Raw genomic sequence first — 25,548 nt, 5'->3', positions numbered from 1 at the left:
TTTCGCAACTTCGGACGGAAAACCGCTTCACACTTTTCCTGGAGTTGCTTTTAACCGCCATTGGCCGCCAGCACGATCGCCGCGCGCAGTTCGTCCAGACCCTCGCCCTTTTCCGACGACGTGGCGAGCACGAACGGAAACGCCGCCGGCCGCTTCTTGATCTTGGCGAGCGTCTCTTCGATGAGGCGCGGCACGCCGGCGGCCTTGATCTTGTCGGTCTTGGTCAGCACGATCTGGTAGGACACCGCCGCCTTGTCGAGTAGCGACAGCACTTCGTCGTCCTTGGCTTTGATGCCATGGCGGGAATCGATCAGCACATAGACCCGCTTCAGAGTCACGCGGCCCTTGAGATAATCGAAGACCAGCTTGGTCCAGTCGTCCACCTTTTCCTTCGGCGCGCTGGCATAGCCGTAGCCCGGCATGTCGACCAGCGCCATTGGCGGCAAGTCGGTGCCTTCGCCGGAAAACCCGCCCGGCACGAAATAGTTGAGCTCCTGCGTGCGCCCCGGCGTGTTGGAGGTGCGCGCCAGCCCGTTATGGCCGACGAGCGCATTGATCAGCGACGACTTGCCGACATTGGAGCGGCCGGCAAAGGCGATCTCAGGCGGCCCCTCCGGCGGCAGGAACTTCATCGCCGGCACGCCGCGGATGAAGATCCACCCCTTGGTGAACAGGTCGGTGCCGATGACGGTGTTGCCCAGCGCGTTCAAATTGCTGCCTCCAGCCTCGAAATATCGGCGCCCCGGATGGCGTTGAGGTTGCGGCCGATCTTGTCCACCGGCCAATTCCACCACGCCACAGCCAGCAACCGCCGCACCGTCCTGTCGTCGAAACGCATCTTCACCACCTTTGCCGCATTGCCGGCGACGATCGCATAGTCCGGCACGTCATGCGTCACCACCGATTTCGCCGCCACGATGGCGCCGTTGCCGACCGACACGCCGGGCATGATCACCGCATCCATGCCGATCCATACATCATTGCCGACCACCGTGTCGCCGCGCACTTCCTGCGACCACGTCTTCGGGTCGAAGCCTTGCTCCCAGCCATGGCCGAAAATGTTGAACGGATAGGTGGAAAAGCCGGACATGGCATGGTTGGCGCCGTTCATGATGAAGCGCGCGCCCTCCGCGATGGCGCAGAACTTGCCGATGATCAGCTTGTCGCCGATGAAGGGATAATGATGCAGCACGCATCGCTCGGCGAATTTGTCCGGTCCGTCAGGATCGTCATAGTAGGTGAACTCGCCGATCTCGATATTCGGCGCGGTGACCAGGGGCTTGAGGAAGCCGACGCGGGTGTGCATCGGGATGGGGTGTTTGATGTCTGGGTTGGGTCCGTCCATGGCGAGATCCGTCGAGAGTGGCGCAAATTAAAGCCGCCATTCTAGATGGCGTGATCCGCCCTATAGCACCAATCGCCCGATGAGCGAGCCCTGCTGGGCTTCGATGTTCAGTTCGTGCCGCGGCAGATCACGATCAGGTCGACCGCCGCCGTCGGCTAAGGCGCCCTGAAACCCAAAAAAACGGGGCCCTGCGAAGGACAAGCAGGACCCCGGTGGTGTCGAAGACGGCTTCAAAAGAATGGCACCTCGCCGTGAGGTGGGGAAGGCAGACCGAGAAAGCCAGTCGCAGCCCGCCGTCATCCGCCGTTCCCTAAAACCGTTGCTTCGGCAACAGCACCTTGTTGACGACGTGGATGACGCCGTTCGACTGGTTGACGTCGGCGACCGTCACCTTGGCGGCGCCGCCGGACTCGTCGACGATGTAGAGCGAGCCGCCCTTGACCTCGGCGATCAGCGTGTCGCCGCTAACGGTCTTCATCTCATACTTGCCGCCCATCGCCTTGGCCTTGGTCATCATATCCTTGGCCGAGATCTTGCCGGCCACGACATGGGCGGTCAGGATCTTGGTCAGCTTGTCCTTATTTTCGGGCTTCACCAGCGTGGCGACGGTGCCGGCCGGCAGTTTCTTGAAGGCGGAATCGGTCGGCGCAAACACCGTGAAGGGTCCCGCGCTTTCCAGCGTGTCGACCAGGCCGGCGGCCTTGACGGCGGCAACCAGCGTCTTGTGGATCGGCGAGTTGAGGGCGTTCTCGACGATGTTCTTCGAGGTCAGCATCGCAGCGCCGCCAACGGCGGGATTGGCGAGCGTATAGGCCGTCGTAGCTGCGAGGCCCGATAGAGCCAGGCCGGCGGAAAAGCAGAATGCCTTGAGGATGGACTTTGCCATTGGAGAACCCTTCTGGTGCGACAATTGTTGATTCGATTGTCGGGAAGAGTTACGCGGCGATTGCGGGAAAGTTTCGGTGCAGAGTAAAAAATGATAATGATAACAAATACTTAAAGGCGAATGCCCATTCCACGCGCCGCATCCCCGCGATGGACATGACGGGGTCACGGATCAAAAACAGCGGTCTTCGGATTAGAGCTGATCGGTGTTGATCGGCCTTGGCGGTACAAGCAGCAGCCACGCCGGTTGCACGCCGCAAGTTTCGCGCCTCACGGGAACGTGATGCGCGCCTCGTCCACAAAAACCCCGGACGAGCCGGGGCTTTGATTGCCGGAATAGCGCCTTCTATTCAGCCGGCGAGGGTTTCTTTCGGAACAATGCCGTCAGATTGTCCCACAATTCGATCTTGGCGCCCTGGCGCTTCATGATCACGCCCTGCTGCAAGATCGACAGCGTGTTGTTCCAGGCCCAGTAGATGACGAGGCCGGCCGGGAAGCTGCCCATCATGAAGGTGAAGATCACCGGCATCCAGGTGAAGATCTGCGCCTGCGTCGGATCCGGCGGCGTCGGGTTCATGCGCATCTGCAGGAACATGGTGATGCCCATGACCACCGCCCAGGCGCCCATATGCGGCAGGAATGCCGGTGGCGCGAAGGGCAGCAGGCCGAACAGGTTGAAGACCGAGGTCGGATCGGGCGCGGCCAAATCCTGGATCCAGCCGAAGAACGGCGCGTGCCGCATCTCGATGGTGATGTAGAGCACCTTGTAGAGCGAGAAGAACACCGGGATCTGCAGCGCCACCGGCCAGCAGCCGGCGAGCGGATTGATCTTCTCGGTCTTGTACAGCTCCATCATCGCCTGTTGCTGCTTCATCTTGTCGTCCGCGTATTTCTCGCGGATCTCGAGCATCTTGGGCTGCACCTTCTTCATGTTCGCCATCGACGCATAGGATTTGTTGGCGAGCGGGAAGAAGAGGGTTTTGACGACGACCGTGGTGGCAAGGATGGCCAGGCCGAAATTGCCGAAGAATTTGTACAGCGTGTCGATCAGGTAGAACATCGGCTTGGTGATCCAGATGAACCACCCCCAATCGATCAGCCGGTCGAACAGCCTGATCTGCCGGTCCTGGGCGTAGGCGTTGATCTTGTTGACTTCCTTGGCGCCGGCGAAGATCTCGGTCTCCACCGTCGCCGACTGGCCGGCGGCAATGGTGATCGGGTCGGTGAGGAAGTCCGACTGGTAGCGCGGGCGGCCATTGTCGTAATAGGCATAGTGCGGCTGGAAGGGCTGCTTCTCGGTCGGCACCAGGGTGACCGCCCAGTATTTGTCGGTGATGCCAAGCCAGCCATCGGTCGATTTGCTCGGCGTATACAGCTTGTTCTTCTCGATGTCGGCGTATTTGTGCTCCTGCAGGCCTTCCGTGCCGGTGACGCCGATCAGGCCTTCATGCAGCACATAGGAGCTGGCAATGGCTGGCTTGTCGAAACGGATGACGCGGCCGTAATTGGACAGCGTGACCGGGGCCGAGCCTGAATTCTGCACCGCATCGGAAACGGTGAACATGTAGTCGCCGTCGACGGAGATCGTGCGCTTGAAGGTCAGGCCCTTGTCGTTGGTGAAGGTCAGCGTCACTGGCGTCGCCGGCGTCAGAGTCGCATTGCCGTCGACGCTCCAGACCGTTTCCGGGCCCGGCACCGTGCCGGTCGTGTCGCTGCCGACAAAGCCGATCTCGGCATAATAGCCGGTGGGCAGCGCCTGCGGATTGAGCAGCTGGATCTGCGGCGATGTCTTGTCGACCGTCTCGGTATAGTGCTTGAGCTTTAGGTCGTCGAGACGCGCGCCGGCCAGGTTGATCGAGCCCGACAGGCTCGGCGTGTCGATGTTGACGCGGGCCGTCTTGGCCACTTCCTGCGCGCGGCCTTCCGGCGTCGTGACATAGGTGCCGGGCGCGTTTGGAATGGCGCCGGGCGCTGCGGGCGCCGGCGTGCCGCCGGGGTTGGCGGCCTCGGCCGCCTTCTTCTGCTCCGCCGCCCGCTGCTCTTCGATGCGGGCCGCCTCGCGCTGCTGTTCGCTGCGCGGCAGCACATAGAAATATTGCCACAGCCCGAGGATCAGCACCGACAAGACGATGGTGATGTAGAAGTTCCGGTTGTTTTCCATCGAAAGCCCTTGGCCTATCGTGTTCCGCTGAGACGGCGGGAGAGTTCGGCCTTCAACTGGCCGAACGGAATGGTGAGCACGTCTTCACGCCCGACGATGACATAGTCATTGCCGGGCGCCATGTCACTTGCGGCATGGGTGCGCACGGCTTCTTTCAGCCGCCGCCTGACGCGGTTGCGGACAACCGCATTGCCGACCTTCTTGGTGACGGTGAAGCCGACGCGCGGCGGCAGGCCGTCATTGCGGTCGAGAACTTCGACGAGAAAAAGCCGCCCGCGCCGCTTTTCACCGCGGCGGACGGCCAGGAATTCCGCACGTTTCAGAAGCCGCTTGGGGTTTGGTCCCACTGGCTTGCCGGTTGCGGGCAACGATCTCGTCTTCCGTTCAGGCGCTGAGCCGCTTGCGGCCGCGGTTGCGGCGAGCTGCGACGACGCCGCGACCACCCTTGGTGGCCATGCGAGCACGGAAACCGTGCCGGCGTTTGCGGACGAGTTTGGACGGTTGGTAGGTACGCTTCATTTGTTTTAATACCGCGGGGTGCGGCCCTTCTTGATTCTGTCACTGTGTAACAGGAGCTTTGCCGGGCCGGCATTGGCGCGATCGAAACCGCGCCGGGACGAATGGCCCGAGCGTGAGCGGCTTATAGAAAGAAGGGTTTTGGGAGTCAATCCGGCGCGAACGTCAGTTCGTCGCGGCGCGAATACCAGTTCGTCGCGGCGCGAATACCAGTTCGTCGCAGTGCGAACTGCCAGTTCGTCACGACGCGACACCCCGTTCGAGGCTATTTTTATTGCTGGTACCATCGTCCAACGAAGGATGAAATTGGCAAAAAAGCCGCAATCGCCTAATCTCAACCGATCAAGCGTTTGTGAAGACAGGCCTTAATGAGCGAAGTTGCATCAGCGGATGAAGGGAGCGGCCCGGCGACAGCCGATGCCAGCCCGGCGACCGTTCGCCCGGTTGCGAGCCGTTCGGTGCCCAATCGTTCAGTGCCCTTGGCGCGCGGCCTGTCGACCAAGCTGCTCTTGCTCACCATTGTCTTCGTGCTCCTGGCCGAAGTCCTCATTTTCCTGCCCTGGATCGCCAGCTACCGCCTGGCCTGGCTGAAGGAGCGGCTAAGCACCGCTGCCGCGGTGTCGATCGTGCTGGTGCAGGGCGAGCCCAATTCGCTCTCCCGCGCCGCCCAGAACGACGTGCTGATGGCAATCGGCGCCAAGGCGATCGCGGTGCGCGACGGCGGCGTATCGCGCCTGCTGGTGGTGGCCGAGATGCCGCCGCAGGTCGACGAGCATATCGACATCGCCAATGTCGGCATGATCAAGGGCATGACCGGGGCGCTGGATACGCTGTTCTTCGGCGGCAAGCGCATGCTGCGGGTGTTCGGCCCGGTCGGCGACAGCGACAAGGAATTCGAGCTGATCATGCCCGACTATTCCCTGCGCAACGCCATGCTGCGCTATTCGCGCAACGTCGCCTTCGTCTCGCTGCTGATCTCGCTGTTCACCGCAATGCTGGTCTATGCCGCGATCGACCTGATCATGATCGGCCCGATCCGCACCATGACGCGCTCGATGCTGTCCTTTTCCGAGGCGCCCGACGATCCAGGGCGCATCATCCACCCGGCCGCCCGTGCCGACGAGATCGGCGTTGCCGAGCGCGAACTGTCGCAGATGCAGGAACGGCTGCAAAAGATGCTGTCGGAGCAGAAGCATCTTGCCGATCTTGGCCTCGCCGTCTCCAAGATCAACCATGACATGCGCAACATCCTGGCCTCGGCGCAACTGATGTCGGACCGCCTGCGCCTGGTCAAGGACCCGACGGTGCAGGCCTTCGCGCCAAAGCTGTTGCGCGCGCTCGACCGCGCCGTCTCCTATTCCGAAGGCGTGCTCCACTATGGCCGCACGCAGGAGCCGGCGCCCTCACGCCGCCGCTTGCGGCTGCGCCAGCTGGTCGACGACGTCCACGGCCTGCTCGACATCGAGGACGGCATCGAATTCGTCAATGCCGTCGAGCTCGCCTTCGAGGTCGATGCCGATTCCGACCAGCTGTTTCGCGTGCTCACCAATCTCTGTCGCAACGCGGTCCAGGCGATGGCGGCCGACGCCGAGAGCGCGCTGGTGCGCCGGCTCGCCGTATCGGCCGAGCGCATAGGCAGCGTAAGCCGCATCATTGTCACCGACACCGGTCCCGGCCTGCCGGCGAAGGCGCGAGAAAACCTGTTCGCGGCGTTTCGCGGCTCGGCCCGCAGCGGCGGCACCGGCCTTGGCCTGGCCATCGCGCATGAACTGATCCGCGCCCATGGCGGCACGGTGGAGCTGGTCGAATCGATCGGCGGACGCACCACCTTCGCCGTCACCATCCCCGACCAGCCGGTCCGCCTCGACCAGGCCCGCAGCGGCCTGCGCCGCCCGGCCTGAGCTGTATTTGATATTCAGCCGAAGTCGGACTTAGCTGAATCTCAGCACACCTTGATCGGCACCGTCGAAAGCAGCTGCGACAAAACTTTTGCCGGATTGGCTTGCTTTTCGGAAATTCAGTCGCTAGGGAACACGTCTTGTCGCGGCCGGTCGTCAGGATCGGTTAGCGGGGCTATGTAAAGCATGGCCTGTTGCGCGCCCGTAGCTCAGCTGGATAGAGCACCAGACTACGAATCTGGGGGTCAGGAGTTCGAATCTCTTCGGGCGCGCCATTTCCGCCGAAACTGTGATTTCCTGCGATCCGCTAGCCGGTCTTGGGCTCGCATATGAAGAGCAGGTCGCGGAACACGTTGCCGAGCACCGCCTCATTCGAGTGCTGGAGAACTGGACGCCGCTTATTCCAGGCTTCTTCATGTATTACCCCAGTCACCAGCATCAGCCTGCCGCACTAACTGCGCTAGTCAACGCGCTGCGGTGTTCTTGAAATGGGCCGGTATGCGGCGACCGTTATTCCGCTTTCCCGGATCAGGGCCCAATCGGCCTCGCCCCAGCCAGATACCGCTCATTGTCGAACGGCTCGGCGTGGGTGCTGTCCGGGCTCCACATGTGGCGGTGGGTCTCGGTAAGATTGCCGAGATAGACATGCAGTGCGCCTGAGCGGGCGCTGCCGGTGTTGGCGACCGCGTGCACAGTATCAGGGGTCATGTGCACCACGGCGGGCGCCGCGATGTCGTGGCGTTCCGGCGCATCGATCTCGCTGCCGTCAACGGGATAGTTGAAGTTGGTCTCGCTACCCTTGTAGATGCCGATCAGCGCATCCATCAGATGGTTGTGCGGCGGGTACTGCAGGCCGGGCGACAGCGTGATGTGGTAGATGGTCAAGTCGGGGCTGGCATGCAGCAGCACCTCATCGTCGTCTTCCTCATGCGCGAGCACGCCTGATGCATGAAAGCGATCGGTGTGTTCGCGCAGCACCGCCTTGACCCGTTCGAAGGCATGAGCACCTTTGGCTGCGTTGACGATATCGGCGGTTACGGCGTAGAGAGGCGAGTTGGCGGCAAGAGACATTTGTCGTCATCTCCATTGGGAAGCTCAACCAATACAACTGAGATGATCAGGCTAGCGAATGCCGGCAGATCCGTCAACCGGATGGTCGAAACGGGCAAGCAGACTACGCGGGCAGACCACGCGGGCAGACCACACGGGCAGGCAGATATGGCTCTTCCGAAATCAGTGTCACCGTCCGCCGTCAAGGCGCCGTCGACCGCCGACATATTGCGCAGCGAGGAAGCTTATGAGCAGCTGAAGAGCGACATCGTCGCCTGCGTCCTGCAACCCGGCGAAAGCCTGACCGAAAAGCAGATCGGCGACCGCTACCAGATCAGAAAGGCGACGATCCGCTCGGCTTTGGCCCGCCTGACGCAGGAAGGGCTGATCAAGAGCGAGCCGCGCCGCGGCTATGTCATCGCACCGCTTAGCCTGCGCGACGTCAACGAGATCTTCGACGTCCGCAGCCTGATCGAACCGGAAGTGTTCCGGGTGGCCGCGGCAAACCTCACCGAACGCGGGCTCGACGACATCAGGCTGGCGGCGCAGAAGGTGCTGAAGCCGGAGACGCTGCGCAGCCATGTCGCCTTTCTGGCGGCCGACCGCGCCTTTCGCCTGGCCCTGGCCGAACTCTCCGGCAATCTGCGGCTGGTTCGCCTGCTCGACCAAACGCTCGACCAGTCGGAGCGTGTCCTCCATCTCGGCTTCAAATCGCGCGACTTCACGCAAGCGATCATCGGCCAGCAGAAGGAGTTGGTGCTTGCCTGCGAGCTGGCCGAAGTCTCGGCCATCGCAAAGCTTGCCCGCTCGCAGTGCCTGTCGCTCAAGAAGCAGGTGCTCGAGGCCTTGCTCGCCGGCTCCAAGCTGCAGGACGCCAATTTGCAAAGCTTCGCCTGAGGCGCGAAGCCCGCGCTCTCTGGCCGATGCTTACTCGTCGATGAAGCGGATGTCCGCATCGGCAAGGCAATAGGGCGCGTAGCGGAAATCGCGGATATGGCTGACCTTTCCATCCTGCCAGTCGACCAGCATGAAGCCGCGCACGGCGTCATCTCCCGTTTGCGGGTTGCGGATCAGGATGGCCGGCCTGCCGTCGACGAAGCCGAGCGACAGCGCCCAGTCCTGGACACGGTCGTAATTGCCGAAATAGTTGGAAACCTGCGCCTTGCCGCGCATGCGGGTGCGGTTGACGACTTCAAGCTGGATATCCTCGGCGATCAACGCGCGCACGGCGTCGAAGTCGCGCGCGTTGAACAGGTCGACATAGCGGCGCAGGCGCCGCTCGTCGTCGGCGTCGAGCTTTGGGGCAGGCGCCTGCTCGTCCTGTGACGCCAGCAGGCGCAGCTGCGACCGCCCGCGATGGAGCGCTGCCTTGGTCGCAGCCAGGGTCGCGCCGGACACTTCGCAGGTTTCGTGCAGGCTGAGGCCAAGCACGTCGACAAGGATCACGGCGCTGCGCTGCACTGTTGCCAGCTGCATGAAGCTTCGCAGGCTGGCGGCGGTGGCGAGTCTCGCATCGGCGCTGGCGGAGGGGTCTTCGATCGTCGTCATGTCGGTCTCGCTCATGCGCGCCTGCTCCCGCTGGCGCCGGCGCAGATGATCTTGCGCGGCATTGTGGGCTATGCGGAACAGCCATTGCTCCGGACGCTCGACGGCGGCGTCGCCGTCGATGGCCTGCAGTGCCTTGATCAGTGTCTCCTGGACGATGTCCTCGCCATCGATCACCGAGCCGGCCATGCGGGCGCAGTAGCGGTGCAGCTTCGGTCGCAAGGCGCCGAGCATCGCCTCCAGGGCAACGCGGTCGAGTTTTGCTGTGTTCATCCTGTCCGTTCCCAAAATGCCGGTCTTTGCATTCAAGCCGGCACGACCTCGCCGGCCAGCATACGATAATTGCCGACGATCTTTGCCGGCGATCTGGCAAGCGGCGTCGAGCGGCGCCCGGCATAATCGGCGCTGAAGGCCTTGAAGGCTGCGAGCCCCGTCAGGCCGTCGCCATCCTGGCTGACAAGATGGATGAACTCGCCATTCTCCAGTTCCAGGACGAGGTAGCGCACGGATTGCGGCTTCGTGTCGTCGAGTGCCTCGAACACCTGTGCAACCAGCATACGGTTCTCGGCGATGCTTTCGTCCTTCACGCCGTAGCGGATGAGATTGTAGCCCATTGTCGTCTCCTGTTTTTCAACTCTGCACGGAGAAGACGTTTCGCGGCCTCGAAAGATTCGTCGCCCGGCGAATCTTTTCGATCGTCCGGATCGTCTTTCCCGTGGACGGCTGCGCGGCAGCCATCGAGGAGCAGGAGAGACCCATCATGCACATCCAGTTTGCCGAATTGCCGGTGTTCGACCAGGACCGCGCCAAGGCCTTCTACACCGGCCATCTTGCTTGCCAGGTGTCGGCGGACCAGCTGATGGGCGACAGCGGCTGGCGCTGGATCGAGCTGACATTTCCCGGCGCCGTCACCAATTTGCATTTCGTCAAACGCCCCGATGACACGCCGGGCACTGAGCCCGTGCTGGTGCTCGTTGATGGCGATGTCGAGGCAACGGTCGCGGGCCTGAAGGCGCGCGGCGTCGGAATCATCACCGAGCCGCAGGAAGCGCCTTGGCAGCCGGGCCGCACGGTCGCCGAATTCCGCGACAGCGAGGGCAACCGCATGGTTGTCGCCGGCAAATGATCGGACCCGGCGCAAAGCCGAACTTTGACATGAGAACAACAGGAGAGATGGACATGACCCCCCAAACGTCGACGCTGAAAGTACCGGGCGCCAGCCTCTATTATGAGATGCGCGGTTCCGGCCCCGTACTGTTGATAATCCCCGGCGGACCGCAGGATGCCGGCGTCTTCGCCGATGTCGCGGGCTACCTCGCCGACCGCTACACGGTGGTCGCCTATGATCCGCGCGGCAATTCGCGCAGCACCTTCGACGGAGAGCCGCAAGAGCAGGACCTCGATGTCCATGGCGACGATGCCGCGCGATTGATCGAGGCGCTTGGCGCCGGACCGGCCTATGTGTTCGGCACCAGCGGCGGCGCCCAGATCGGGCTCAACCTCGCCGCCCGCCATCCCGGCCGGGTTCGTGCGCTGGTGGCGCATGAGCCGCCCAGCATGATGCTGCTCGACGACCCGTCGCCGTCACTGGCCGGCATGCGCGACCTGCACGACACCTATCGCAGCCAGGGCGTCGAGGCGGCGATGCAGAAATTCTTCAGCGAGAACGGCCTGTCGGAAGGGCCGGACCAGGGTGAAGCCGGACCGCACGAGCCGCATGACGGACCGCCTTCGTTCGAACCGTCGCCCGAGGAGGCCGAGACCTTTGCCAGGGTCAGCGGCAATTTCGAATACTGGCTGGCGCATGGCGTCATGCCGCTGTCGCTCTATCTTCCCGATATCGAGGCGCTGCGCGGCCGCCCGGTCGTGGTCGGCATAGGCGAAGAGTCCATCGGCCAGCCGATCGACGGCATGGGCAAGGCGCTGGCCGACAGGCTCGGCAGCAAGCGCGCCGCCTTCCCCGGCGACCATATGGGCTTTGCGCCCTATCCCGACCGCTTCGCCGAGACCTTGCACCTGACGCTCAGAGGCGCGTGAGATCGTCAGTTCAATAGGAAAGGAGCGTCCGCATGCACAATGCGGACGCCCTTCTCCCATGAAATTACCCGCTAAGATTGCTGTATCAGACGGCCTCCCAGCCTTCCTTGCCGCCGGCGCGGAAGATGGCGTCGATGACCTTCTGGTTGAGCACGGACTCCTCCAGCGTGAAGACACGCTCCTTGCCACCCTGTGCCGCCCTGGCAAACGTCTCGACCTCGCGCCGGTATTGCTGGGTGCCGGGAAAGCGGAACACCTGCGCCTCCGTATGGTTCTGGTTGTGCAGTTCGATGCGGTGATGGTCGTAGAGCCCGGCATTGAACGGCGAGAACACCTCGATGAAACCTTTCTCGCCGTGGAACACCATCACCTGCCGCGCCGCCATCTGCGTCGACAGATAGAAGGACAGTTCGAAATCGCCGAAATCGGCGCGGATCGAGGAATAGATGTCGGTGCCGAATTTCTTGTCGCGCTCGATCGTCGCCTGCACGCGCAGCGGCTCCTTGCCGGTTGAAAACCGCGTCGACACCGTCGGATAGACGCCGATATCAGGCAGCGCGCCGCCGCCGAGATCGAGCTGGTTGCGCATGTTGGTGGGATCGACATTGTAATAGGAGAAGGCGCCCTGCACATGGCGCAGCCGGCCGATGGCGCCATCGGCGATGAGATCGCGCACCTTGATCCATTGCGGGTGGTAGATGACCATGAAGGCCTCGCAGACCAGCACCTTCTTCTGGTCGCGCAGCTTGATCAGCGGCGCGATGTCCTTGGCGTCGAGCGCCAGCGGCTTCTCCACCAGCACATGTTTTCCCGCTTCGATGGCCTTGGCCGTCCATTCGACATGCTGCGATGTCGGCAGCGGGATGTAGACGCCGTCGACGTCTTTCGAAGCCAGCAGCTCCTCATACGAACCAAAGGCATGCCTGGCGCCGAACCGCTCGCCCAGCGCCTCGGCCTTCGACAGGTCGCGGCTGGCGATCGCGGACAAAACGCCATTCTCGGCCTCGACGATTGCCGGCAACAATTGCTCGCGGCCGATCTTGGCCGTCGACAAAACACCCCATCGGAACATCAGGCTTCTCCTATCGATTTACAGGCGAGGAGGTTTGCCCGAAATTGCGGGAAAAGCCAATGCGGATCGCTGGTCCTGCTAGCCTCGCTTGCCCGTCAGCGTCATGTCGAAATCGACGATATTCGAATAGATCGGCGTGCCGACATCCATGCCGTAGCGGGAGCGCAGCACCTTGCCGGTGACGTGGAACGTAATGACGCCACCCTTCAGCCGGCCGAGCTCGGCAGTGAACTTTTCCGCAAACGTCTTGCCGCGCGCCGTCAGCCGGCCGCTGACCAGCGCCGTGGTGTCGCTGGTTCGGGTTACGCTGGTCGAGCGGAACTGGATTTCGGGGCTGTTGGCGACGTCGAACACCGCATCGGAGCGCAGGAAGGCGTCGATGCGGCCCTGGCCGGTGCCGGCGCTTTCGGGATAGATGGTGAAGTTGACCGCGGAACGGCCGACATCGCTGTTGTCGATGCGGATGGAGCCCTTGAAGCGGCCAAAGGCGCCGTCGAGGCCGCCGCCACCGACCTTGCCGATGGAGAAGCGAATGCTGGAGCTGGCCCGGTTGACCGTGTAGCTGCCGGCGGCGTCGCCGAGGTCCACAGCGGCGGAGACAGGCATGGCAAGGCAAGCGGCAACAGCCGCCAATCCGAAGATGCGCGCATACATGGGTTTTGTCCTTCTGGGGCAGGCGAAGTGTTGCGCCCTCACTCCAATGAACGAATGCGCGGCGCGCGCTATTCCATGTCCTGATCTGACGAAGGCGTGATCATGCGCGTGAGCACGCTGTCGCGCAGCCAGAAATGATGCCGCAGCGCCGCCAGCGCATGCAGCGCGACCAAGGCAATGCCGACATAGGCGAGATACCAGTGTGCTATCGCCCAGAAGTTTTCCGCCGCATCGGACACGCCGAGCGGCAGGTTCGGCATCACGAACAGGTTGAACGGCATGCTGGGTATCTCCAGCATCGACACCGAAACCAGTGCCCAGCCGGACAGCGGCACCGCGAGCTGGAAGCCATAAAGCGCCAGATGCGCCAGCGGCGCCGTCCGACGCTCCAGGCCTCCGACCGAGGCCGGCAAGGCCGGGGCCGTATTGCCGAGCCGCCAGGCAATGCGCAGGATGAGGAGGCCGAGCAGCAGGAAGCCGAAGGATTTGTGCAGCTGGATCAGCTCGAAGGCGGTGCGCTGGCTGGTCAACCGCACCATGATGAAGCCGAGCATGAACTGGCCGATGAACAGGATGCCGATCAGCCAGTGGAGGACGATCGCCGCCCAGCCGTAGCGGGTTGAGTTGTTGGTGATGGACTGCATGGGAGAAGAACGAATGCCGGATGGGCTTTCTTCCGGCGCGTCCTTACCCTCCCCCTTGTGGGGAGGGTCGATCCGCGTAGCGGATCGGGGTGGGGGTCCTCGTAGGGCGCAGCCCCCGTCGCTTCGCGCCGACCCTCCCCACAAGAAGGAGGGTGGCTAAGCACCGACCTTGAAGAAATCCACAAACGCCCGCAGCGCCGGGCGCATCTGGCGGCGGCTGGGGTAGTAGACGAAGAAACCGTCGAAGGGCGGACACCAGTCTTCCAGCACGCGGATCAAGCGACCGTCGGCGAGCGGCGCGCGCACATAATCGTCGAAGACGAAGGCGAGCCCAGCGCCGTCGACCGCCGCCTGGGCGATCAGATGGTCTTCGTCGAGGATCAGCGGCCCTTGCGCCGCGATCTCGATCTCTTCGCCATCCTTCTCGAATTCCCAGCGGTAAAGAATGCCGCTGGAAAAACGGAAGCGGATGCAGCGGTGGTCGGCAAGATCGCGCGGATGACGGGGTCTTGGCATGGTCGCGAAATAGGATGGCGCGCCGACCACGGCGCCGCGAAGGTCCGGTCCGATGCGCACCGCGATCATGTCGCGCTGCAGGCTCTCACCGAGCCGCACGCCGGCATCGAAGCCGCCTTCGACGACGTCGGTGAAGCGATCCTCGATGACGATTTCCAGCACGATGTCGGGATAGGCCGCGGCAAAGCCGCCGAGCCTGGGCGTCAATGCCAGGTGGGCCGCGGTGCGCGGCACGGTCAGCCGCAGGTTGCCGGCCGGCCGGTCGCGCGCCTCGATCGCCGTTTCCAGCGCCAGATCGATCTCGGACAGCGCCGGCCGCAGCCGTTCGAGCAACTGCGCGCCCTCTTCTGTTGGCGCTACGCTGCGGGTGCTGCGCGCCAAAAGCCGCACGCCGAGCCGCGCCTCCAGGCTGGACACGGCATGGCTCACTGCCGAGGGCGCGATGGCCAGTTCGCGCGCCGCGCCACGAAAACTGCCGCATTGGGCGACTGTTGCCAGTACAGCCAGTTGAGAAAGATGCGCTCGGTTCATTGCTCTATTTTATAGAACAGCCCGTGCGAATGACAGCCAATTATCGAACGTAAAGCCAAGCGCTATCTCTCTTTCATCGCAACAAGGAGACGCGCCATGAAAACCCGCAAACTTGGTACTGAACTCGAAGTCTTCCCCGTCGGCCTCGGCTGCATGGGCATGAGCTTCGCCTATGGCGGTCAGGCCGAGGCGGACGCAATCGCCACGCTGCGCCGCGCTGTCGAAATCGGCGTGACGTTTTTCGACACCGCCGAAGTCTATGGTCCCTTTGAGAACGAGATCCTTCTCGGCAAGGCGTTGAAGCCGGTGCGCGACAGGGTGACGATCGCCACCAAATTCGGCTTCAAGATTTCCGAGGAAGGCTCAGGCCTCGAACGCATGGTTGGCGTCGATAGCCGCCCGGAGCACGTCAAGGCAGTGGCGGAAGCCTCGCTGAAACGGCTCGATACCGATGTCATCGACCTCTACTACCAGCACCGCGTCGATCCCGGCGTGCCGATAGAGGACACGGTCGGCGCCATGGCGGAACTGGTGCGCGACGGCAAGGTGCGGTCGCTGGGCCTGTCGGAGGTCAGTGCCGCCACCATCCGCCGGGCGCACGCCGTGCATCCGATCGCTGCCGTGCAGAGTGAATATTCGCTCTGGAGCCGCGACCCTGAAGACGAAGTGTTCGATGTCTGCCGCGAACTCGGCATCGGCTTCGTCCCCTACAGCCCGCTCGGTCGCGGCCTGCTCACCGGCACCATCGCCAAGCCCGAGGCCCTCAGCGACGACGACTGGCGCCGCACCTTGCCGCGTTTCCAGGCCGACGCCATGGCCGCTAATGCCAAGGTCGTTGCGACGCTGGAAAAGCTGGCGGTGGAAAAAGGCGTCACCTCGGCGCAGCTGGCGCTGGCCTGGGTGCTGCACCAGGGCGACTTCATCGTGCCGATCCCCGGCGCAAGAAAGATACGCCATCTCGAGCAGAACACGGCGGCGGTCGGGATCGAGCTGAGCGCGGCTGAGGTCGCGGCGATCGGCGATGCGCTGTCGCCGGACAAGGTGGTTGGCAAGCGCTATACGGAGGAGCTGTTGGCGCTGGTGAATGGGTGAACAAGCGGGGGAGCTTGGCGCCCTGAGAAGTCAGCGCGCGGCACCCCCCTCTGTCCTGCCGGACATCTCCCCCGCAAGGGGGGAGATCGGCTGTCGTCGCTGTTTTCGCCAATCACCAACGTTGCAGAAAGTGCGCCAACGATGAAGCTGCCAATCTCCCTCCTTGCGGGGGAGATGGCCGGCAGGCCAGAGGGGGGTGCCTCGCGCCGCCATTTCGTATTACCACGGCACCACCGTAATCTCCGGCCAGCACGCCTTCGCCCTCGCCCCCTTGGCCTCATGCGTGCGCCTGTTATCCATCAGCCGGTTGGGCGTGATGCGAAACGCGAAGAGGTCATCCAGCCCGAACGGCGCCACGACCTCAAGCTGCCCATCGGCATCGTATCGCACCCCGACCGCATGCGTCTTCGAAGCAAAATAGCTCACCGACTCGCTGGAACTCGTATAGCGCGGGCAGGGCTGGCCGAATTTCTGCGGATACCACAGATGCACCCGTGCCTGGTTGCGCACCTCGGCCGGCAGAGCCAACCCCTCGAAATGCTGCGCGGCTCGACGGATGACCGCGTCCTCGGCCTCGTAGGACAGGTCGCTGTCATCGAAGTAGAAGAGATCGACATCCTTGATGCCGTAGCCCGGCGCCTTGCCGGTCAGGTGGTTCCAGACGCTGTTGTAGAGCGCGCCGGACACCACCAGCCAGTCCGGCAACGCCAGCGTGCGGGCCCGCTCCAGCGCGTCGCTGACGAGCGCATCCGCCAACACCATGGCGAGAAACGCTTCGCGCTGGGCTTCGAACGGCAGACCGGAATAGCGCAGATGGTCCATCGCCCTTTGGAGAGCGATTCGCAACTGCCGGCAATCCTCAGAAGCAATTCCAGGAAAAGTGTGTAGCGGTTTTCCCAGGAAAGCGCGCCGCGCTTTCCCTAAGACGCGCTTTCCCTAAGAATTGCGTGAAGTCGAAATACGTACGGCGGCGTTAGCCGCTCTACGTCCTCAACACGCCGCCCGTTTGCTTGCCGACATTGTCGACGACGCGCTTGGCCAGCGCCTCGAAATCCTCGTCGGTGAGCGTCTTTTCAACCGGCTGGATAGATACTTCGATGGCAATCGACTTCTTGGCGACCCCGAGAGATGCCCCCTCGAAGACGTCGAACACCGAAACGCCTGTGATGAGCTTCTTGTCGGCAGCGAGCGCCGCGCGCACCAGCGTACCGGCCTCGACCGCCTTTTCGACGACGAAAGCAAAGTCGCGCTTCACCGCATGGAAGGCGGACAGCTCGAGCTTCGGCTTGGTTTTCGTCGGCTTGGCCTTCGGTTCCGGCACGGCGTCGACATAGACCTCGAAACCGCAGATCGGTCCGGAAACGTCCAACCCCTCCAGGGTCTTCGGGTGGAATTCGCCGAAGGTGCCGAGCACCGTCTTCGGGCCGAGCTTGATCGTGCCGGAGCGGCCGGGATGATACCAGGCCGGGCCGCCAGGCTCGATCTGCAGCCGGTCGACCGGCGCGCCGCAGGCTTCCAGCGCGGCAATGGCGTCGGCCTTGGCATCGAACACGCCGACCGGCCCGGAATTGCCCGCCCAGCTGCGGCCGGAGCCGTCGAGCTTGGCGGTGCCACGGCGCACGCCAGCGGCAACGCGCCGCTGCTGGTCGGGGCCGTCGCCTTCATAGGTGCCTGACACTTCGAACAGCGCGACATCGCTAATGCCCTTGTCGGCATTGCGCTGCGCGGCGGAAATCAGCCCGGGCAGCAGCGAGGGACGCATGTCCGACATGTCGGCGGCGATCGGGTTGGCGAGCTTCAGCGCCGTCTGGCCGCCGCCGAACAGCTCGGCGTGCCTGGCCGGAATGAACGACCAGGTGACGGCCTCCAGCATGCCACGCACGGCGAGCGAGCGCTTGGCTGTGCGGGTGCGCACCTGCAGCGTCGTCAGGATCTTTGCGTTGACCGCGTCATGGGCGCCGAGCGGCTGCGGCGCGATGTTGTCGACGCCGTGGATGCGCATGACTTCCTCGACCAGATCGGCCTTGCCGTCGACATCAGGGCGCCAGGACGGCACGGCCACATCGACGACGTCGCCCGAGCCCTGCGGCTCGAAGCCGAGGCGGGTCAGGATGTCGAGGCTTTCCGCCTTCGGCACTTCGGTGCCGGTCAGCCGCTTTACTTCCGAGATCGGGAAGGAAACGATCTTAGGCTTGTAGCCGGCATAGCCAACGACCTCGGTTTCCGTCGGCTCGCCGCCGCAGAACTCCAGCACAAGCTTTGTCGCCAGCTCGACGCCGGGCACCATGAATTCTGGGTCGACGCCACGCTCGAAACGGTAGCGCGCATCGGTGATGATGCCAAGCGTGCGGCCGGTGCGGGCCGTGGTGATCGGATCCCAAAGAGCGGATTCGATCAGCACGTCCGTGGTGCTCTCGTCGCAGCCGGAATGCTCGCCGCCCATGACACCGGCGATCGATTCGACGCCATTATCATCGGCGATCACGCACATCTGCGGCGTCAGCGTGTATTCGCGCCCGTCGAGCGCCAGCACCTTCTCGCCGTCGCGTGCGCGGCGCACGACGAGATTGCCGGCGACCTTCTTGGCATCGAACACATGCAGCGGCCGGCCACGGTCGAAGGTGACGTAGTTGGTGATGTCGACCAGCGCGCTGATCGGGCGCAAGCCGATGGCGATCAGCCTTTGCTGCAGCCATTTCGGCGACGGCCCGTTCTTCACGCCTTTCACCAGGCGCAGCGCGAAGCCGGGGCAGAGCTCCGGCGCCTCGATGGTCACCTTGACCGGCGTTTCACCTTTGCCAGGGACCGCTTCGACTGGCGCGGTCTTGAGCCGGCCAAGCCCGCTTGCCGCCAGGTCTCGGGCGACGCCGTAAATGCTGGTCGCATCCGGCCGGTTCGGGGTCAGATTGATCTCGATCACCGGATCGTCGAGATGCGCATAGGTCGCGAAGCTGGTGCCGACCGGCGCATCGGCCGGCAGGTCGATGATGCCGTTGTGCTCGTCCGACAGTTCCAGCTCGCGCTCGGAGCACATCATGCCATGGCTTTCGACGCCGCGGATCTTGCCGACGGTCAGCGTCACGTCGATGCCGGGCACATAGGCGCCGGGCGCGGCGAAGGCGCCGATCAGGCCGGCGCGGGCATTCGGCGCACCGCACACCACCTGGACAGGGGCTGCGCCATTGCCGGTGTCGACGGTCAGCACCCGCAGCCGGTCGGCGTCGGGATGCTGCACCGCCGTCAGCACCTTGGCGATGACGAACGGCTTCAGGCCGGCCTTGTCGTCGACATGCTCGACTTCGAGGCCGATCGAGGTCAGCCTCTCGACGATCTCGTCGAGCGTGGCGTCGGTGTCGAGATGATCCTTGAGCCAGGAAAGGGTGAGTTTCATCACTGTGTTCCGTTTTGTCTGTACCCGCCCGGACCTTGTCCATCGGGTCTGGGCACGCTTGTCTTCAAATGGCGCGGCAAGTCGTCGGGCATATGCACGAAGGGCAGCTGCTCGCGCACATAGGCATGGTGCGTCGGCCGGAAATAGGCCGGCATGTCCATGGCGCCCAGCACGAAATAGATGTGGTCTTCCAGCCGCTCGTCGACATAGGCGATAGGCGAGCCGCAAATGCCGCAGAACGAGCGCGTCACCGGCCCGTTCTCGCACATCTTCAGCGCCTTGCCGGTGAAAGCCACCTGCTCGGTCAGGAAGCCGACAAAGGCCGACACCGGCGCGCCGCTGGCGCGCCGGCAATCGCCGCAATGGCAATAGCTGATATGGTGCGGTTCGACTGATGCCTCGAACCGTACCGCGCCGCAGCGGCAGCCACCCGTGTGCGGCGCCGTCATGCGGAAAGACCTCCGAACAGCGTCGGCATGTCGAGCGGCCTGAAACCGTAATGCGACAGCCAGCGCACATCGGCGTCGAAGAAGGCGCGCAGGTCCGGCATGCCGTATTTCAGCATGGCGATGCGGTCGATGCCCATGCCCCAGGCAAAGCCCTGATATTCGTCGGGATCGAGCCCGCCGGCGCGCAGCACATTGGGGTGGACCATGCCGCAGCCGAGGATCTCCATCCAGTCGGAGCCTTCGCCGAATCGCACTTCGCCGGGCCGCGAGCGGTCGCACTGGATGTCGACCTCGAGGCTCGGCTCGGTGAACGGGAAGAACGACGGCCGGAAGCGCATCTTCACCTGCGGCACCTCGAAGAACGCCTTGCAGAACTCCTCCAGCACCCATTTCATGTTGGCGACATTGGCCGATTTGTCGATCACCAGCCCCTCGACCTGATGGAACATCGGCGAGTGGGTAGCGTCGGAATCCTGCCGGTAGGTCTTGCCGGGAATGACGATGCGGATCGGCGGCTTCTGCTTCTCCATGGTGCGGATCTGTACCGGCGAGGTGTGCGTGCGCAACAGCTTGCGCTCGCCCTTTTCGTCCGGCTGGAAAAAGAAGGTATCGTGCATCTCGCGCGCCGGATGCCCTTCGGGGAAATTCAGCGCGGTGAAATTGTAATAGTCGCTCTCGACATCGGGACCTTCTGCGATGGCAAAGCCGAGATCGCCGAAGATCGCCGCGATCTCGTCGATGACCTGGCTGATCGGATGGATGCGGCCGCGCTCGGCCGGCGATTGCCGCACCGGCAGCGTCACGTCGACCGTCTCGGCGGCAAGGCGCGCCGTGACCGCCACATCCTTCAGCTCGGCCTTGCGTGTCGTCAGCGCTTCGGTGACGCGGTTCTTCAGGCCGTTGATCGCGGGGCCCTTGACCTGGCGCTCCTCGGCGCTCATCGCGCCCAGTGTCTTCAGCAATTCCGAGATCGACCCCTTTTTGCCGAGAGCCGCGACGCGCACGGCTTCGATAGCAGCCTCATCGGCGGCCGACGCGACGTCGGCCATCAGGGAGTTTTCGAGAGTATCCAAGCCGGTAGCTATGTCGTTCACGGTCAAACTCGCTGTGTTGGGAGTCAACTTTGAGGTGAAAGTCACTTTCAAGTTGAAAGTTCAGCCATAAGAAAAACCCGCGCCAGCCGTGCCAGCGCGGGTTCCCCAATCAGAATTGCGAATGCTGGGAAGCGCTGGGCTCGGAGCCCGATCCCGAAAAGTTGCAGACTTTTCGGAAAGATCGCACTCCTCGCTAAATTTCCCTGAGCATGATGTTGTCCAAAAAGTCAGCAACTTTTTGGCATCATGCTCTAGGCGACAGCGCTTTCAAAAGCATTCGGGGTGGTGTTCTTCAGATATTCGAGTGCGACCTTGGCCTTGGCCACGAGTGCGGCGAAAGCCTGCGGCTCATGGACAGCCATGTCGGACAGGATCTTGCGATCGATCTCGATACCGGACTTGTTGAGGCCGTCGATGAAGCGGCCATAGGTCAGGCCATGCTCGTGCGTCGCGGCGTTGATGCGCTGGATCCACAGCGCGCGGAACGAGCGCTTGCGGTTCTTGCGGTCGCGATACGCGTACTGCATCGACTTTTCGACCGCCTGCTTGGCGATGCGAATGGTGTTCTTGCGGCGGCCGTAGAAGCCTTTCGCGGCTTTCAGGACCTTCTTGTGCTTGGCGTGCGAGGTGACGCCTCTTTTTACGCGTGCCATGTCATGATCTCCTTAAACGCTGTTCCTGAAACCGAATGCTCAGAGGCCGTTCGGCAGAAAATTCTTGATGACCTTCTTGCCATCCGGTTCAGCCAGAACCATCGTGCCGCGGGCATTTCGAATGAACTTGTTGGAACGCTTGATCATGCCGTGACGCTTGCCGGCCGCAGCCGACAGGACTTTACCCGTACCTGTGATCTTGAACCGCTTCTTGGCGGCCGATTTGGTCTTCATCTTGGGCATTTGCTACTCCGTATTGGTGGCGCACAATCGCGCTTCTTGTTCGCTTCGGGCGGACCAAAAGCCCGAAAAGCAAATGAAACCGCCACGGCATGCCCTGCCGGGCGGTTTTCTTGGAACGGCGGTCCTATACGTCAAAGCGGGCTGGCGCGCAACACCCGAGCGGCTGCGACGCTCTGTCCGCGATCAGGGCAGCCTGAACAGCACCGGCAGAATGCCCGATTGCTGGGCGCCATCGATGGTCTCGAACACCGGCAACGCCACCAGAAACACCAGCCCGTCGAGCAAGGTGGTCAGCAAGAGGCGCGGCTTGAAGCTGCCGGTGTCGCCTTCCTGGTAGAGCGACAGCTTGGGGAAGAAACGCGGCACCCGCGCCAGATAGGCTGTGTAGGGCGCGCCGAGAACCTCCTTGAGATACCGTTCCTCGCGCAGGATGACGATGTGGAAGGCGCCGGCGCACAAAAGCGCAAACAGGACGATGCCGGAGAACGAGCCGATCTGCGCCCCGACGCCGGCGGCGGCAACGGTCGAGAACACGTAGAGAGGATTGCGGGTGATCGAATAGGGTCCGCCGGTGACCACTTCGGAGGATTTGCGCCCCCCGATATAGAGTGTCGACCACAAGCGGCCGACGACGCCAAGGAAGATCAGCAGCACGCCGACCATCTCGATCGTTTCATGCACCGGGGTATCGGGCGGGAAGGTCGACTGGCCGAACAGCAGTGCCGCAAACAGCACCACCACCAGCACCGCAAGCACCATCCGGCGCATGTGCTGGTAGCCGCCCAGCTCCTTGATGGGCGCAGGGTTGATTTCATTGGCCATGTCGGGAATCCGATCGTCGAGAAGCTTTGCCGGCGATCGCGGCGTCTGGACAGGAGAATCGGCGTCCCGCCGATCGCCGGGACGCCATGAGACAGGATTCAGGCGGATTTAGAGCGCAACGCCCGAACTGATCTAGCGCGGGGCCAGCACCATCATCATCTGGCGGCCTTCCAGCTTCGGCTCGGCTTCGACCTTGGCGATGGTAGCCGTCTCCTCGCGCACCTTGTTCAGGAGCTGCATGCCGAGTTCCATATGCGCCATCTCGCGGCCGCGGAAGCGCAGCGTCAGCTTGACCTTGTCACCTTCCTCGAAGAAGCGCCGCACGGCCTTCATCTTGGTTTCGTAGTCATGGCTGTCGATGTTCGGGCGCATCTTGATCTCCTTGATCTCGATGACCTTCTGGTTCTTGCGCGCCTCGGCCGCCTTCTTCTGGTTGGCGTATTTCAATTTGCCGAGATCGAGAATTTTGACGACAGGCGGCACCGCATTGGGCGAGATCTCGACCAGATCGAGCCCTGCCTCTTCGGCGAGCAGCAATGCGTCGTTGATGGAAATATCGCCGCGGTTCTGGCCATCGGCGTCGATCAGCTGGACCCGGGGAACCCGGATATCACGGTTGGAGCGCGGGCCATCTTTGGTGGGCGCCGCTGCTTTGAAAGGTCTGCGAATGGTCGTGGTCTCCTTGGCCGTTTCGTTCAGGGTTTCAATCTAGAAATGTTCGGGACGCGCCAATGTGGTGAGCGCGCGGGCGGAGTCAATAGCACAGCGCTGACAGAAAATCACCCTGATCGCAGGCCTGCACCAAACAAAGGATGTCGCGAGCACTTTCCGCCTCGCCTGTGCCTGTGTCAAAAGACCGGCGAGTAAAATCAGGCTCCCGCAATCAGGCCCCCAGAACCAGGATTGATCCACAGCCATGACCGCGACCACCCCAACCCTGCTGGATGTCGACGGCATTGATATCGCGGTTCGCCATTCCTCGGGCGCAACGCCCGGCATCGTCTGGCTCGGCGGCTATAAATCCGACATGCTGGGCACGAAGGCGCAGACGCTGTCGGATTGGGCGGCCAGGGAAGGCCGCGCATATCTGCGCCACGACTATTCCGGCCATGGCGAATCCGGCGGCGCCTTTGCCGACGGTACTATCTCGAAATGGCTTGGCGAGAGCCTCGCCGTCTTCCGGCGTTTCACCAAGGGCAAGCAAATCCTGGTCGGCTCGTCGATGGGCGCCTGGATCGCGCTGCGCATGGTGCAGGAGCTGCGCAAGGCGGGCGACAGCAATGTGGTTGGCCTGGTGCTGCTCGCGCCGGCGCCGGATTTCACCGCCGAGCTGGTCGAGCCGGCTCTGACGGAGGCACAGAGGCGCGAACTTCGGGAGAAAGGCTTTTTCGAAGAACCTTCGGACTATTCCGCCGAGCCTTACATCTACACAAGCGCGCTGATCGAGGACGGCAGAGCGAACCGGGTCATGGCCGGGCCGATCGATACCCATTGCCCCGTCCACATCCTGCAGGGCCTGGCCGATGCCGACGTGCCGGCAAGCCATGCGCTGAAGCTGGTCTCGCTGCTGCCAGCCGACGACGTCACCTTGTCGCTCATTCCCGACGGCGACCACCGCCTGTCGCGGCCGCAGGATCTCGACATGCTGCTGACGGCGGTGGGCGACATGGTTCAGCGGGCGGGGTAGGCAAGAATGCGCATTTCCATCCCGATATCCGCCTTTGTCGCGGCAATCGTCGGCTTCGGCGGCACGCTCGCCGTCGTCATTGCCGCCGCCAAGGCGGTTGGCGCCACCCAGGCCGAGACCGCGAGCTGGGTGACGGCAGTGTGCGTGGCGATGGCGATCGAATGCCTGTGGCTGTCCTGGCGCACGAAAATGCCCATCATCACCGCCTGGTCGACACCAGGCCTGGCGCTGATGGCGGCATCGAGCGGCTTTACCATGGCCGATGCGGTCGGCGCCTTCATCGTCACCGGCCTAATGTTGATCGCCACCGGCCTGTTCAAGCCGCTGACCCAGCTTATATCAAGGATACCGACGTCGGTCGCGTCCGGCATGCTGGCCGGCATCGTCGTCACCTTCGCGCTCAATGCCGTCAAGACCATTCCGGTCGACCCCTGGTTGATCCTGCCGCTGATCGCGGCCTTCTTCGTCATTCGCCTGTTCAACCCGGCGCTGTCGGTGCTGGCGGTGCTGATCGGCGGCGGCATCGCCGCCTTTCTGACAGGCCGCGTCGGCGGACTGCCGGCGCCGGAGCTGTCGACGCTGACGCTGATTGCCCCGCATTTCAGCGCCGCAGCTGTCATCGGCCTGGCGCTGCCGCTCTACCTCGTCACCATGGCGTCGCAGAACCTGTCGGGTCTCGCCGTCTTGCGCGCCGCCGGCTATCACCCCGAACCCGGCCCGCTGATCGGCGTCACCGGCCTGTTCTCGCTGCTGTCGTCGCCGTTTGGCGGCTCGACCACCAATCTGGCCGCGATCTCTGCGGCGATCTGCACCGGGCCGGACGTCCATCCCGACCCGGCCGAGCGCTGGAAGACCGGACCCTTCTATGCACTTGCCTATCTGATCTTCGCGGTTTTCGGCGCCTCGCTGGTGGCGATCTTCGCCGTCCTGCCGCAGAGCCTGATCGTTCTGGTAGCCGGCTTGGCGCTGATGGGATCGCTCGCCAACGCGCTGTCGATCGCCCTCAAGGACGAGGACCAGCGCATGGCGGCTACTGTCACCTTCGTTGTCACCGCGTCGGGGCTGACTTTGTTCGGCGTTGGCGCCGCCTTCTGGGGCTTGGTCGCCGGCCTGGTCGTGCTTTTCCTCGAAGCGGTCAAAAAGCGATAATCATTTCAGGACCTTGTCCGGTTTTGGCCGACGTTGTCTTGAATCGCCGTTTTTCTCATCCCATTTCGAATCCACGCAGCCGCTCTTGGCTGTCTCCAATCGAAGGAATGGGAG

At 63.2% G+C, this 25,548-nt stretch carries 28 protein-coding genes and 1 tRNA gene; 8 read left to right on the top strand and 21 right to left on the bottom strand.

All coding sequences use genetic code 11. The features are described 5' to 3' along the window. Positions 1-50 precede the first annotated feature (50 nt). From yihA to rpmH, 6 genes are all read right to left on the bottom strand, one after another. Positions 51-710: a ribosome biogenesis GTP-binding protein YihA/YsxC gene (yihA, locus tag NKJ57_RS11155; protein ID WP_352510664.1), complete on the bottom strand. Its 660-nt coding sequence runs from the start codon at positions 708-710 to the stop codon at positions 51-53. After that, entirely contained in the window at positions 707-1,345 is a 639-nt protein-coding gene (locus NKJ57_RS11150) for a CatB-related O-acetyltransferase (RefSeq protein WP_023744902.1), read from the bottom strand. The genes yihA and NKJ57_RS11150 overlap by 4 nt, the downstream gene beginning before the upstream one ends. 310 nt (positions 1,346-1,655) lie before the next feature. Further along, positions 1,656-2,231, bottom strand: a complete 576-nt coding sequence (locus tag NKJ57_RS11145) for a fasciclin domain-containing protein (protein ID WP_352510663.1) — start codon at positions 2,229-2,231, stop codon at positions 1,656-1,658. A 345-nt stretch (positions 2,232-2,576) separates the two neighbouring features. Then, positions 2,577-4,391, bottom strand: coding sequence for a membrane protein insertase YidC (gene yidC / locus NKJ57_RS11140; RefSeq protein ID WP_023739770.1), 1,815 nt, complete (start codon positions 4,389-4,391; stop codon positions 2,577-2,579). Positions 4,392-4,405: 14 nt separating this feature from the next. Next, positions 4,406-4,759, bottom strand: coding sequence for a ribonuclease P protein component (rnpA, locus tag NKJ57_RS11135; RefSeq protein WP_023672264.1), 354 nt, complete (start codon positions 4,757-4,759; stop codon positions 4,406-4,408). A gap of 16 nt (positions 4,760-4,775) precedes the next feature. Further along, positions 4,776-4,910 (bottom strand): 50S ribosomal protein L34, encoded by a 135-nt coding sequence (gene rpmH, locus NKJ57_RS11130; RefSeq protein WP_008833937.1) that lies wholly within the window; start codon positions 4,908-4,910, stop codon positions 4,776-4,778. 365 nt (positions 4,911-5,275) lie between these two features. On the opposite strand from rpmH, the gene NKJ57_RS11125 reads away from it, so the two are divergent. Next, positions 5,276-6,808, top strand: a complete 1,533-nt coding sequence (locus NKJ57_RS11125) for an ATP-binding protein (protein ID WP_023728827.1) — start codon at positions 5,276-5,278, stop codon at positions 6,806-6,808. 195 nt (positions 6,809-7,003) lie between these two features. Further along, a tRNA-Arg gene (locus NKJ57_RS11120) sits at positions 7,004-7,080 on the top strand. A 253-nt stretch (positions 7,081-7,333) separates the two neighbouring features. On the opposite strand, the gene NKJ57_RS11115 is transcribed toward NKJ57_RS11120, so the two are convergent. Further along, positions 7,334-7,876, bottom strand: coding sequence for an autotransporter (locus tag NKJ57_RS11115; protein WP_352510662.1), 543 nt, complete (start codon positions 7,874-7,876; stop codon positions 7,334-7,336). 147 nt (positions 7,877-8,023) lie between these two features. On the opposite strand from NKJ57_RS11115, the gene NKJ57_RS11110 reads away from it, so the two are divergent. Next, a complete protein-coding gene (locus NKJ57_RS11110) occupies positions 8,024-8,752 on the top strand; it encodes a GntR family transcriptional regulator (protein WP_023714481.1) in 729 nt (242 codons plus the stop codon). 30 nt (positions 8,753-8,782) lie between these two features. Here the strand turns inward: NKJ57_RS11110 and NKJ57_RS11105 are convergent, their stop codons facing one another. Both NKJ57_RS11105 and NKJ57_RS11100 read right to left on the bottom strand, forming a co-directional pair. After that, on the bottom strand, positions 8,783-9,673 hold the full coding sequence (locus NKJ57_RS11105; protein ID WP_352510661.1) for a sigma-70 family RNA polymerase sigma factor: 891 nt from the start codon (positions 9,671-9,673) through the stop codon (positions 8,783-8,785). A gap of 32 nt (positions 9,674-9,705) precedes the next feature. Next, positions 9,706-10,014, bottom strand: a complete 309-nt coding sequence (locus NKJ57_RS11100) for a hypothetical protein (RefSeq protein WP_352510660.1) — start codon at positions 10,012-10,014, stop codon at positions 9,706-9,708. Positions 10,015-10,160: 146 nt separating this feature from the next. Between NKJ57_RS11100 and NKJ57_RS11095 the strand changes: the two genes are divergently transcribed. Further along, positions 10,161-10,526: a VOC family protein gene (locus NKJ57_RS11095; RefSeq protein WP_352510659.1), complete on the top strand. Its 366-nt coding sequence runs from the start codon at positions 10,161-10,163 to the stop codon at positions 10,524-10,526. 53 nt (positions 10,527-10,579) lie between these two features. Next, positions 10,580-11,437: an alpha/beta fold hydrolase gene (locus tag NKJ57_RS11090; RefSeq protein ID WP_352510658.1), complete on the top strand. Its 858-nt coding sequence runs from the start codon at positions 10,580-10,582 to the stop codon at positions 11,435-11,437. A gap of 85 nt (positions 11,438-11,522) precedes the next feature. Here the strand turns inward: NKJ57_RS11090 and NKJ57_RS11085 are convergent, their stop codons facing one another. The 4 genes from NKJ57_RS11085 to NKJ57_RS11070 all read right to left on the bottom strand — a co-directional run bounded on the left by NKJ57_RS11085 (position 11,523) and on the right by NKJ57_RS11070 (position 14,854). After that, a complete protein-coding gene (locus NKJ57_RS11085; protein ID WP_023693056.1) occupies positions 11,523-12,509 on the bottom strand; it encodes a Gfo/Idh/MocA family protein in 987 nt (328 codons plus the stop codon). A 78-nt stretch (positions 12,510-12,587) separates the two neighbouring features. Further along, positions 12,588-13,163 carry a YceI family protein gene (locus NKJ57_RS11080; protein ID WP_352510657.1) on the bottom strand — a complete coding sequence of 192 codons (576 nt, stop codon included), beginning with the start codon at positions 13,161-13,163 and terminating at the stop codon, positions 12,588-12,590. Between the two features lie 68 nt (positions 13,164-13,231). Beyond that, complete coding sequence (locus NKJ57_RS11075; protein WP_352510656.1) at positions 13,232-13,807, bottom strand: cytochrome b; 576 nt, start codon at positions 13,805-13,807, stop codon at positions 13,232-13,234. A gap of 156 nt (positions 13,808-13,963) precedes the next feature. Further along, a complete protein-coding gene (locus NKJ57_RS11070; RefSeq protein ID WP_023687444.1) occupies positions 13,964-14,854 on the bottom strand; it encodes a LysR family transcriptional regulator in 891 nt (296 codons plus the stop codon). A gap of 96 nt (positions 14,855-14,950) precedes the next feature. On the opposite strand from NKJ57_RS11070, the gene NKJ57_RS11065 reads away from it, so the two are divergent. Beyond that, the gene (locus tag NKJ57_RS11065; RefSeq protein WP_352510655.1) at positions 14,951-15,946 is read left to right on the top strand and encodes an aldo/keto reductase; all 996 of its coding nucleotides are present in this window, start codon (positions 14,951-14,953) and stop codon (positions 15,944-15,946) included. A gap of 219 nt (positions 15,947-16,165) precedes the next feature. On the opposite strand, the gene NKJ57_RS11060 is transcribed toward NKJ57_RS11065, so the two are convergent. From NKJ57_RS11060 to infC, 8 genes are all read right to left on the bottom strand, one after another. Further along, complete coding sequence (locus NKJ57_RS11060) at positions 16,166-16,768, bottom strand: nucleotidyltransferase family protein (RefSeq protein WP_023672277.1); 603 nt, start codon at positions 16,766-16,768, stop codon at positions 16,166-16,168. A gap of 160 nt (positions 16,769-16,928) precedes the next feature. Then, positions 16,929-19,337, bottom strand: a complete 2,409-nt coding sequence (pheT, locus tag NKJ57_RS11055) for a phenylalanine--tRNA ligase subunit beta (RefSeq protein ID WP_352510654.1) — start codon at positions 19,335-19,337, stop codon at positions 16,929-16,931. Continuing rightward, entirely contained in the window at positions 19,337-19,786 is a 450-nt protein-coding gene (locus NKJ57_RS11050; protein ID WP_352510653.1) for a GFA family protein, read from the bottom strand. The genes pheT and NKJ57_RS11050 overlap by 1 nt, the downstream gene beginning before the upstream one ends. Continuing rightward, complete coding sequence (gene pheS / locus NKJ57_RS11045; protein ID WP_032891898.1) at positions 19,783-20,835, bottom strand: phenylalanine--tRNA ligase subunit alpha; 1,053 nt, start codon at positions 20,833-20,835, stop codon at positions 19,783-19,785. The genes NKJ57_RS11050 and pheS overlap by 4 nt, the downstream gene beginning before the upstream one ends. A gap of 296 nt (positions 20,836-21,131) precedes the next feature. Continuing rightward, a complete protein-coding gene (gene rplT / locus NKJ57_RS11040) occupies positions 21,132-21,533 on the bottom strand; it encodes a 50S ribosomal protein L20 (protein ID WP_352510652.1) in 402 nt (133 codons plus the stop codon). A 39-nt stretch (positions 21,534-21,572) separates the two neighbouring features. Further along, entirely contained in the window at positions 21,573-21,776 is a 204-nt protein-coding gene (rpmI, locus tag NKJ57_RS11035) for a 50S ribosomal protein L35 (RefSeq protein WP_006201248.1), read from the bottom strand. 183 nt (positions 21,777-21,959) lie between these two features. Beyond that, entirely contained in the window at positions 21,960-22,598 is a 639-nt protein-coding gene (locus NKJ57_RS11030) for a methyltransferase family protein (RefSeq protein ID WP_023755491.1), read from the bottom strand. Between the two features lie 132 nt (positions 22,599-22,730). After that, a complete protein-coding gene (gene infC, locus NKJ57_RS11025) occupies positions 22,731-23,267 on the bottom strand; it encodes a translation initiation factor IF-3 (RefSeq protein WP_023744911.1) in 537 nt (178 codons plus the stop codon). A 247-nt stretch (positions 23,268-23,514) separates the two neighbouring features. On the opposite strand from infC, the gene NKJ57_RS11020 reads away from it, so the two are divergent. Beyond that, positions 23,515-24,285 (top strand): alpha/beta hydrolase, encoded by a 771-nt coding sequence (locus tag NKJ57_RS11020; protein WP_352510651.1) that lies wholly within the window; start codon positions 23,515-23,517, stop codon positions 24,283-24,285. A gap of 6 nt (positions 24,286-24,291) precedes the next feature. Beyond that, a complete protein-coding gene (locus NKJ57_RS11015) occupies positions 24,292-25,434 on the top strand; it encodes a benzoate/H(+) symporter BenE family transporter (RefSeq protein ID WP_352510650.1) in 1,143 nt (380 codons plus the stop codon). Positions 25,435-25,548: the final 114 nt, after the last annotated feature.

It is taken from the genome of Mesorhizobium sp. M0077 (assembly GCF_040322955.1).
Lineage (GTDB): Bacteria > Pseudomonadota > Alphaproteobacteria > Rhizobiales > Rhizobiaceae > Mesorhizobium.
Note: the sequence above shows the minus strand (reverse complement) of the source record. Positions and strands in the feature narration are given on the sequence as shown.